The sequence below is a fragment of the Magnetospirillum moscoviense genome (genome assembly GCF_001650635.1).
GTDB classification, from domain to species: Bacteria; Pseudomonadota; Alphaproteobacteria; order Rhodospirillales; family Magnetospirillaceae; genus Magnetospirillum; species Magnetospirillum moscoviense.
Genome location: NZ_LWQU01000202.1, coordinates 1 through 9,717, shown reverse-complemented (window position 1 = coordinate 9,717; position 9,717 = coordinate 1). Strand labels below are relative to the sequence as shown.

Here is a 9,717-nt window from a genome sequence, read left to right as displayed (position 1 = left end):
TGCCGACGCCTCGCCAAGGACTTCGAGAACCTCGCCAGAATGGCGCTGGCGTTCCTGCGCCTGGCCATGATCCGCCTCATGCTGCGCAGAATCGCAAGGCACAGGAAATAATAGGGAACTTCGCGGACGGACTCTTACGGAAAAGTGCGGATCGGCAGTATTCGGATAGCGCGCGGGAGGAGGGCATATGTAGTTTCCGTATCTTTATTGGCGTTACCATCACGAGATAAATTTTGATGATTGATGGTGGGGCCGGTGACGTCAAGCAACCGGAACAGAACGTCTTCCAAAAAAATGATTCTATCGTACAGTCACATCTGGTCCATGGGGCCAGCGGGGCGCTTCAGCCCTGACTGAGCGGGCTTCTGTCGGCGGTCACGCGGCGAATCGCGTCGAAGAGGGTGCTGCGGCTATAGGGCTTGACCACGACGTCGGTCATGCCGGCGGCCAGGCAGGTCTGCAGTTCCTCGTCCAGGGCCATGCCGGTGACGGCGAGCACCGGGGTTTGCGCCGCCGGTCCTGATAGCGCGCGAATGCGACGAGTAGCCTCGAGGCCGTCAATCACCGGCATGCGGACATCCATCAGCACCACGTCGAAGCGACCCTGGGCCACCGCCTTGACCGCGGCTTCGCCATCGGAGGCCAGATGAACCACGTGATTGTGCTGGGTCAGGATGACCTTCGCCAGGCGCTGGTTCACCGGATTGTCGTCGGCCACCAGGATGGTCAGGGGCGCGTCGTCCGCCCGGGGCGTCTCGGGCGACGGGGCGGTGGCCGCCGGCGCCATGGGCATCGGCAGACGGACCCTGAAGGTGCTGCCGACTCCAGGGGTGCTTTCGACCTGGATATCGCCCTCCATCAGGGTGACCAGCTTCTTGCAGATCGACAATCCCAGGCCGGTCCCGCCGAAACGGCGGGCGATCGAGGCATCCTGTTGCACGAAATCGGCGAATAAACCGGGCAGCGCCTTGGGATCGATGCCGATACCGGTATCGGTGACGCTGAACGTGATCATGCCATTCGCCGAGGCGGCGACCGAAACCGTGACCCGGCCCGCTTCGGTGAACTTGATGGCATTGCCGACCAGGTTCAGCAGCACCTGCTTGAGCCGTATCGGGTCGCCGATCACCGCTCCCGGCAGGCCCGGGGCCACATCCAGCACCAGATCGACGGCTTTCTCGCGGGCCCGCGATTCCATCAACGCCACGACGCTTTCCACGGCTTCGGCCAGTTCGAACCGCACGGGGTCGATGGCCAGCTTGCCGGCCTCCAGCTTGGCCAGGTCCAGGGCGTCGTTGAGGATGGCCAGCAACGCCTCGCCCGAGGAATGCACGATCTTCAGGGTGTTGGTCTGTTCCGTGTCCAGGCGGCTGTCCATCAGCAGGCGGACGGTCCCCAGGATGCCGTGCAGCGGCGTGCGGATTTCGTGGCTCATCATCGCCAGCATGTCGGCCTTGATGCGGGCGCTTCGTTCGGCCTGGCGCCGCTGCTGCATGAGCTTGACATGGGTGGCGACGCGGGCGCGGACCAGCGGCGGACTGATCGGTTTGGTGATGTAGTCGACCGCACCGACCGCGAAGCCCAGTTCCTCGTCCTCCACCTCGTCCATCGATGTGATGAAGATCACCGGAATGTCGGCCAGTTGGGGATCCTGCTTCAGCAGGCGGCAAACCTGATAGCCGTCCATTTCCGGCATCATCACGTCCAGCAGCACGATGTCCGGCGGGGCCTGGCGGGCCAGCTTCAAGGCGGGGCCGCCGCCGATCGCTACCCGCACCTTGTAGTCGCCCCCAAGCACTTCGCGCAGCAGATCCAGCATTTCCGGGCTGTCGTCGACCACCAGGACGCTGGGATTTTGTTCGGTCATGGCAGCGCCCCCTCAATGGCTGCGGCGAGTGTGTCGGCGGCAGTGGCGGTGTCGCCGACGCTTAGCAGCTCCACCGCTGTCGCGACGTCGGCCAGCAGGCCGCGATAGGCCAGGTGGGTGCGCACCCGGGTCAGAACCACCGGACCGCTGACCGGCTTGGTGATGTAGTCGCAGGCTCCGGCCGCGAAGCCCTTGCCGTCGTCCATGGCCTCGGCGATGGCGGTCACCAGAACCACCGGCACATGGCGGCGAGCCGGGTCGGCCTTGATGCGGCGACAGACCTCGTATCCGTCCAGGCCGGGCATCATCACGTCGAGCAAGATGATGTCGGGAGCCGACGCTGCCAGCAGCTTAAGCGCCGCTTCGCCGCTGATCGCCACCTTGACCTTGTAGTGCGGGGCCAGGATGGCTTTCATCAGATCGAGGTTCTCGGGGGTGTCGTCCACCACCAGCACGGTTTGCGGGGCGGCGGTCACAGCGTCACCCCCCAGGCCCTAGCCTGTGTCGCAAGCTCCTCGTGAGCGCCGAAGAAATCATAACCTTCCGCCTTCTGGCGTACCGCTGCCAATGGTCCGCTCAGTTCGGGATAGTCCTCGAGAACCGAGTCCAGGACTTCCGTTGCGTCCGAATCGCCGTCGCTCAGCAAGGCAGCCACCTGGGACAGGCGGCCCAGCGCTTCGTCCGACAGCGTCGTGTCCCCGCCAGCGCGGCCGCCCGGTTCGGCGACCGGCTGATTGTCGTCACCGAACAGCACCGTCAGTTCGGCCAGGGCCGGACGCAGGCGGTCCATCAAAACCGCCAGCCGGGCCATGATTTCCTCGCGGGGCAGGCCATCGCGGCAGCCATGCTCTAACGCAGCGGCGGCCTGGGCGACCTCGGCCGTCTCGATGGTCGCAGCCAGGCCCTTGAGGGTGTGGGCGCAACGTTCGGCGGCACGGGGGTCCGCATCGGCCAACGCCGCGTGGAACGCAGCCTCAAAATCGCGGTTGCCGTCGCGGAACTTGCGCAACAGGCGGCCATAAAGCTTGGCGTTACCCTGGGCGCGGCGCAGGCCGGCCCCGGAATCGAACAAGGTCAGGGAACTGAAATCCATGTCGTCTCCGATGTCCTCGGCGGCGGTCTGAAACGCCTCGAAAGCGGCGGGGCGGCTGGGCTTGATCCAGCGGGCCATGGTCGCCAGCAGATTGGGGGTGTCGATGGGTTTGGTGACGTGGTCGTTCATACCGGCCGCCAGGCATTTCTGGCGGTCGCCATCCATGGCGTTGGCGGTCATGGCGATCACCGGAAGGTTGGCCCATGCTGCGTTCCGGCGGATGGCCCGAGTCGCCTCGTAGCCGTCCATGACCGGCATCTGGCAATCCATCAGCACGCCATCATAGCGGCTGCGTTCCAGCATGAGGATCGCCTCGCTACCGTCGGCGGCGGTGTCCACCGACACGCCGACCGTCGACAGGATCTCGATGGCGAGTTCGCGGTTGATGTCGTTGTCTTCAGCCAACAGCACGCGCGCCCCGCGCAAGCTGGACACCGATACTGGCGTCGAAGCCTGGTGGTGGTCCACCGGCTGGAAGGGTATGGGTTCGCGCCCCAGCAGACCCAGCACGGTCTCGAGCAAGGCCGACGGGCTGACCGGCTTGACCAGGAATCCGGACAGTCCGGCTTCGGCGGCCTGGGTCATGACCTCCTCGCGGCCATAGGCGGTGACCATGGCCATGATCGGCGCCTGGATCACCCGATCGTCGGATGCGATGCGCCGCGCAGCCTCGATGCCGTCCATGCCTGGCATCATGTAATCCATGAGCACCACGTCGTAGCCGGGCTCGCCGGCCCGCACCACACGCCGCAACTCGGCGATAGCCTCTTCGCCGCTGGCCGCCTGAGCCACCGTGCAGCCGAAACCCTGAAGCAGCACATCCAGCAAGTCGCGCGACGCCTCGTTGTCGTCCACCACCAGGATACGCACCCCGGCCAGGGCGGTACCTTGCTCGCCATAGGTGGCCGCGTTGGCCGGCTTGCGAATCACCGCCGAGAAATGAAAGGTGCTGCCCACCCCCAACTGCGATTCGACGGTGATGTCGCCGCCCATCAACTGAGCGATCTGCTTCGAAATTGCCAGCCCCAGCCCGGTGCCGCCGAACTGGCGGGTGGTCGAGGCATCGGCCTGCGAGAAGGCGCCGAACAGCCGCCCCAATTGTTCCGGGGTCATGCCGATTCCGGTGTCGCGGACATGGACGCACAAGGCCATGCGGTCGTCCCAATCGCGCACCATCTCGACCGAGACGAGCACCTCGCCCAACTGGGTGAATTTCAGGGCGTTGCCGATCAGGTTGATCAGGACCTGGCCAAGCCGCAAAGGGTCGCCGATCAACCGCTTGGCCACGCGCGGATCGACGCCGAACAGCAATTCCAGTCCCTTTTCCTGGGCCTTGACCATGGAAATGTCGGCGACGTGGGTGATGACGTCGTCCAGGGCGAATTCGACTTCCTCGATGGTCAGCTTGCCGGCCTCGATCTTCGAGAAATCAAGGATGTCGTTGATGATCCGCAGCAGCGCCCGCGCCGAGTTATGTGACTTTTGCAGGTAATTGCGTTGCTTGGCAGTCAGTTCGGTCTTCAGGGCCAGTTCGGTCATGCCCAGCACCGCGTTCATCGGGGTGCGGATCTCGTGGCTCATATTGGCCAGAAAGTCGCCTTTGGCCCGGGTGGCGGCCTCGGCCACGGCGCGGGCCTCGGTCAGTTCGGCGGTTCGCGCGGTGATCTGGGCGCTCATGTCGTTGAACGCGGCGATGGACAGGCCCATCTCATCGCGGGTCGGCCAGTCCACCACCACCTGTCCGCCCCCTTGCTCGGTCTGGCGGATGGCCGTCAGCAGGCGGTCCAACGGCCGCCCGATGGTCAGCTTGAAGGCCAGCAGCGCCGCCACCGCCGTCACCACCACAATGACCGCGGTCAGCAGCAGCAGGCGCAGCATCTCGCGGGCCAATTCCGCCTCGCCGCCGACCGCGCTGTAGCCGATATGGAGAGTGCCGACCTTGGTCCCGTCATAGTGGACCGGCACCGAAACAGAACCGTCGTCGGCAGCCGACCAGCCCTGACACCCAGCCGGCGGCCAGGCCAGGCGGCTGCCGGTCAGGTCCACGGTGACCTCGGCACAGACCAGTTCGGGGGTGACCGACATCGCCTCGATCAGGGCCTGGGCAACCTCGGCTTCGACATTGTAAAGGGGGCGCGCCAGCACGGCCGCATTGCGCCCGGCCACGTCGATCATGCGGGACTCGAGGGCGGCGCGGAGTTCCGCCCCCTTCAAGAAATACAGGCTGACGCTGAAGACCGCCCCGCAGGCAATCAGCAACGGGACGACAACAACCAGGAATTTTACCGCAAGGCTCGGAATCGCACCCCATAGATGCAGCGGATAGGGCGCCCCCCCTTCCGATCGCACATGCATTGCTAACCCCCCCCCGCTGAGGAGATATGAGTATGCTGTCCAGGAGTTTTATGGTCAATATACCCTAACGGTTTCATTCGGGCGGAGGTGCGGAATGGGTATGCTCAAGGCTATAGCTGCGATTTGCATCTTCATCGCAGCCCCCGCCGCCGCTGCGACCAAGCTTCAGTTCCTGGTTCCCTCTGCGGCCACCGGCGACGCCAACCGGCTGTTCCACGAATTGGCCCGCAATTTCCAGCAGGGTGCGCCGAGCATCGAGATCGAAGTGGTCAGCCTGTCCAACTACGATGAGGTGGTGGGGCGGGTGATGGCCGAGGCGGCGGCCAAGCGCAGCGCCGGCCTTTTCGTCGCTGAACTGTCCACCACGCTGGAACTGCAGGAAGCCGGCGCTATCCAGCCTCTGGACCAGGCGCTGGGGAGCCGCTTAGCCTCTTTCCACGCCGCGCTTCTGCCCAGTTTCCTTGGCAATAGCGGCGGCCAGCGCTTTTTGTCGGCGCCGCTGTTCCGCAGCATGCCGGTGGCCTATTACAATGTCGAGGCCATGGCGGCGGCAGGCGTGTCCACCGAGGCATTGCCAACGACCTGGGCCGAGTTCGAATCCCTGCTGGAAACGCTGACCGCAAAGACCGGCCGCCCGTCCTTCGCGCTGGGCGGCGACTGGTACGACTGGCTGTTCGAGGCAATGGCCGCCACCACCGGAACCGGCCTGCGCAGCGACGCCGCCGGCATCGGCCTGGGCTCGCCGGGCGCCGTCGAGGCGCTGGCCTTCCTGCAGCGACTGCACAAGAAGGGATTGCTGGCTCGCTCGCCGGCCTGGAAGGGGACCATCAACGCCTTTTCCCTGGGGGCCTTCCCGGTGGTGTTCTATTCCAGCGGCGGGGCCGGTTTGGTGGAAAAAAACGCCAAGTTTCCCTGGACGGTCACCTTCATCCCCCGGCACTCGACCCGCAGCGTGCCGGTCGGCGGCGGCAACCTGTTCATGTCGGCCCACATGGCCGAGGCCGAGAGGGCGGCCGCCCTCAGGTTCATCGAGTATCTGTACACGCCGGCCGCCCAGGCCTCGCTGAGCGAGCAGACCGGCTATTTTCCCGTCACCCAGTCAGCGTTCAACGAACCGTCGATGGTTCGGCGCTATGGCGAATCCGGCCCCTATCGCCGGCTGCACGCCAACCTGCCCAATGCGACAGCAAAGCTGATGACCGCCAACAACCTGAAAATCCGCGGTGTCGTCAAGGCTGCGGTGGATCGCTGCCTGGACCAGGGCATGGCACCGCAAGACTCGCTGGCGATCGCCCAACGGGATGCCAGCCAGTTGCTGGGTCGGTAGCTCCCCGCGATGGCGCAGGATCCGCGACAAACCGTCCTGGTGGTGGACGACACCCCCGAGAACATCGACGTCATCACGTCGGTCCTGCGGGGACGGTATCGGCTGAAGGTGGCCAATAGCGGCGAACGGGCGCTGCACTTGGCAGCGGCCGATGGCGGTCGCCCCGACCTGATCTTGTTGGACGTAATGATGGCGGGGATGGACGGCTACGAGGTCTGCCGCCGCCTCAAGGCCGACCCTGCCACCGCCGCCATCCCGGTGATCTTCCTGACCGCGCTGACCGACGTCGACGCGGAGGCGCAGGGCTTCGCGGTCGGCGCGGTGGACTACATTCATAAGCCGTTCAGCGCTCCCATCGTTTCTGCCCGTGTCCAGACCCACCTGGCGCTGCGGGACGCCACGCACCAGGCCGACCTTGCCCGCCACAAGGCCGACGCGCTGCTGGAGGTGGTGCTGCCGTCGGCGGCTGCCGAAGAGATCCGCGCCACCGGCCAGGTGGCGCCGCGCCGGTACGAGGATGTGGCGGTGTTGTTTTGCGACATCGCCAACTTCACCGCCTATTGCGACCGTCACCAGCCCGAGGACGTGCTGAAGCGGCTGAACGCCGTGTTCATGCGGCTCGAGGAAATCGCCGAGGCCCACGGCATCGAGAAGATCAAGACCATAGGCGACTGCTTCATGGGTGCCGGCAACCTGCTCATCCGCCATTCCGACCCGGCGTCGGCTGCCGTGCGCTGCGGATTGGAGATGGTGGCAGCGGTGACCGAGGTCGCCGAAGATTGGGCGACACGGGTGGGTATCCATCTGGGGCCTGTGGTGGGGGGTGTGGCGGGCACGGCCCGCTATCAGTTCGACATCTGGGGAGACACCGTCAACCTCGCTTCGCGCATGGGGGCTGTGGGTGCGCCCGGCCACGTGGTGGTCACCAGGGCCGCGTGGTCCGCACTCATTGACCGCTTCGACGGATTCTCGCTAGACCTTCGCCAGATCAAGGGCAAAGGCTTGGTCGCCGCCTATCAGGTCACCGGCCTCAAGCCATCGCCCCCCGAGACTGCGCAACCGAGTCCGTACTGAAGGTCCACTTTCCAGTTATCAGTTTCGACCGCTACGCCACGCCATTCTCACCAGACAAACTGGCTCTACCGCTAAGACGCGGCCTTGGATATCACAAGGTTCCGCGTGGGTTTGCGTTGTATAGCCGCTGACTTCGTTCTGGGCGAATGTGCGGTAATTCTCTCTCTAACGCCCATTTCTCTCCAAACCTGTTGACTGCCCATTTTTAGTCAACAGGTTGCCAAGTGTGTGTCCTGGAACGATATTCCGAGAATTCCCGCTTCGTGTAGTTTCCGAATTTTCTTGGGGATGTGCTGGATTCTGGCATCGGAATCGTCTACGCCAATCCCAGGAAAATCAAGATCGCCCGGTTGAGGCGGACGATATCCTCGTCGCCCAGATAACCAATCTGCTCTCCCAGCTTGTCCTTGGGGACTGTAGTGATCTTGTCCACCATCAGACGGGAAACGCCCCTGAGGCCGTTCCGTTCGCTGGGATGAATCGGCAACCGGAAGAGAGGCGCGTCGGTTTCGTCGGAGGTGAAGGCGCAGACTGTCACTGAAGCGGTGCCGTCGAAACGGTCATTCTGGACGATCACGGCCGGACGGGGCTTGCCGGCATAGCCGCCAGCGGACACCGTCCATATCTCGCCGCGCCTCACTCATCCCCCATATCGGAGATGGAATCGATGAATGCCTGGTCGGCATGGGCGTGGGCACTGGCCGCCACGACAAGGGACTGGCGGTGTGCCTCATCCCGGAATGCGGCGGAACGGGTGTCGGGCACCCAGATTTGAATGGGGCGCAAGCCCTGGGCGCGCATGCGCTCACGGTAGGCCCGCACCTTATCGCGAGAAGGGCTCTTTCGCACGAGGGGCATGGTCGGCTCCAACGCTGGTTACATGTAACCTAAGTCGAATCGACGGCGAATTCAAGAAATCGCTATTCCGCCCCCAGGAAGGCGCGGCGTTGCTCGCTCCATTCCACTGGAAACGGCTCCAGCAGATCCGCCAGTTTCAGCCCCTCGGGCTGGCGACCGGCGAGGATGGCCTCAACAATATCCGGCGCCAACAGGGTCAGGCGCAGTTCCGAGCAGCCCGAGACCAATTATCCCGATCCACCGGCAATCTCCATTCATCCAGGCTGGCCATCGCCGAGTGCACCTCCTGGCCATACTCGTCCCGGACCGGGAAGTCTGAATTGTCGCTGGATCCTCTTGCTAATTCTCGCACCACGGCGCGGACTTCCGCGACGGACTTCGGCCCCGAACCTACGGCTGCGACATCAATCTGGCGCGCGTTACTCGATCTCCACCCACTCAACAGGCGTCCACGCTCCCAAAGGTCGGGCTTGGAAACCATAGCCCCTACCTCTTGGGGCCGCGCCGGGGGCGCAAAAGACTGTCAATCCGATCCAGAAGGTCGTGCTGCTGCTTGATGAAAAGCTCGATCGACATCTCTGTGCTACCGACGGTGTCGGCGAAACGAAGGCGACCAAGCATCTGGGGCTTGAGGCATGCGGGGTCCGACGTTCGGATTTACGAGGTGACGCAGAAATATCGAAGGGAACCCACCGCACCCGCCCCGGCCCCCATCCGCTGGAACTTTCCCCCCAATGGTCAGTTGTATTCGGCGCCGACGCCGACCGTCGCCTGGCCAGGAATTCTGGCATCAAGCAAAGGCGGAAGGTCATAATCGGCGCCGGAGATACTCCACTTTTGTCGGCGAGTGATTGGGCCGGGATGTTTGCGTCCTGCTTCGCAGACCCCTTGGCCGCAATGGATCGCCTGGGGTGGTTGCTGGTGACGTGTCGACCCGGTGGTCGCGCCAGGGTGCTATGGTTGTTTGTCCATTTGCCGGAACTGTTTGGCGATACTCTGGATGGACGCCCCATCATGATCGTCCTGACGCGGCCTGTCCGCCGTGAACTTAGCCACCTGGATCCCCTGGCCGCCTTGTCTTGAGGAAGGCGACCGACAATCAGGCGCATCGGCAGGTACGGCTGTCCCCGCTCGCGCGTATCG

Annotated in this window: 9 protein-coding genes and 1 pseudogene; 4 read left to right on the top strand and 6 right to left on the bottom strand. The window is 64.3% G+C overall.

Annotated features, from left to right (window positions below; translation table 11 throughout):
- Positions 1-111 (top strand): annotated as a pseudogene (locus A6A05_RS21120) (IS5/IS1182 family transposase); the annotation flags it as partial.
- 232 nt (positions 112-343) lie between these two features.
- Here A6A05_RS21120 and A6A05_RS19180 read toward each other — a convergent pair.
- The 3 genes from A6A05_RS19180 to A6A05_RS19170 are packed head-to-tail and all read right to left on the bottom strand — an operon-like array spanning position 344 to position 5,219.
- Positions 344-1,867 (bottom strand): response regulator, encoded by a 1,524-nt coding sequence (locus tag A6A05_RS19180; RefSeq protein WP_068504699.1) that lies wholly within the window; start codon positions 1,865-1,867, stop codon positions 344-346.
- Positions 1,864-2,343, bottom strand: coding sequence for a response regulator (locus tag A6A05_RS19175; protein ID WP_068504697.1), 480 nt, complete (start codon positions 2,341-2,343; stop codon positions 1,864-1,866). Before A6A05_RS19175 ends, A6A05_RS19180 begins: the two co-directional genes overlap by 4 nt.
- Complete coding sequence (locus tag A6A05_RS19170) at positions 2,340-5,219, bottom strand: hybrid sensor histidine kinase/response regulator (RefSeq protein ID WP_068504695.1); 2,880 nt, start codon at positions 5,217-5,219, stop codon at positions 2,340-2,342. Before A6A05_RS19170 ends, A6A05_RS19175 begins: the two co-directional genes overlap by 4 nt.
- Positions 5,220-5,409: 190 nt before the next feature.
- Here A6A05_RS19170 and A6A05_RS19165 point away from each other — a divergent pair, with 190 nt between their 5' ends.
- A complete protein-coding gene (locus A6A05_RS19165) occupies positions 5,410-6,642 on the top strand; it encodes an extracellular solute-binding protein (RefSeq protein ID WP_082911083.1) in 1,233 nt (410 codons plus the stop codon).
- Between the two features lie 9 nt (positions 6,643-6,651).
- Positions 6,652-7,716: an adenylate/guanylate cyclase domain-containing protein gene (locus A6A05_RS22175; protein WP_068504691.1), complete on the top strand. Its 1,065-nt coding sequence runs from the start codon at positions 6,652-6,654 to the stop codon at positions 7,714-7,716.
- Positions 7,717-8,032: 316 nt separating this feature from the next.
- On the opposite strand, the gene A6A05_RS19155 is transcribed toward A6A05_RS22175, so the two are convergent.
- The 3 genes from A6A05_RS19155 to A6A05_RS21115 form a co-directional block, all read right to left on the bottom strand.
- Complete coding sequence (locus tag A6A05_RS19155) at positions 8,033-8,356, bottom strand: type II toxin-antitoxin system PemK/MazF family toxin (protein ID WP_068504690.1); 324 nt, start codon at positions 8,354-8,356, stop codon at positions 8,033-8,035.
- A complete protein-coding gene (locus A6A05_RS19150) occupies positions 8,353-8,517 on the bottom strand; it encodes an antitoxin MazE family protein (RefSeq protein ID WP_245644383.1) in 165 nt (54 codons plus the stop codon). The genes A6A05_RS19155 and A6A05_RS19150 overlap by 4 nt, the downstream gene beginning before the upstream one ends.
- Positions 8,518-8,636: 119 nt before the next feature.
- Positions 8,637-8,801, bottom strand: coding sequence for a hypothetical protein (locus tag A6A05_RS21115; protein ID WP_156521160.1), 165 nt, complete (start codon positions 8,799-8,801; stop codon positions 8,637-8,639).
- A gap of 316 nt (positions 8,802-9,117) precedes the next feature.
- Between A6A05_RS21115 and A6A05_RS21110 the strand changes: the two genes are divergently transcribed.
- Positions 9,118-9,657, top strand: coding sequence for a hypothetical protein (locus tag A6A05_RS21110; protein ID WP_156521159.1), 540 nt, complete (start codon positions 9,118-9,120; stop codon positions 9,655-9,657).
- Positions 9,658-9,717: the final 60 nt, after the last annotated feature.

Excerpts from the sequence above, each read along its gene's own strand:
- A6A05_RS19180 (WP_068504699.1), bottom strand. The coding sequence starts at position 1,867 with ATGACCGAACAAAATCCCAGCGTCCTGGTGGTCGACGACAGCCCGGAA.
- A6A05_RS19150 (WP_245644383.1), bottom strand. The coding sequence starts at position 8,517 with ATGCGCGCCCAGGGCTTGCGCCCCATTCAAATCTGGGTGCCCGACACC.
- A6A05_RS19165 (WP_082911083.1), top strand. The coding sequence starts at position 5,410 with ATGGGTATGCTCAAGGCTATAGCTGCGATTTGCATCTTCATCGCAGCC.
- A6A05_RS22175 (WP_068504691.1), top strand. The coding sequence starts at position 6,652 with ATGGCGCAGGATCCGCGACAAACCGTCCTGGTGGTGGACGACACCCCC.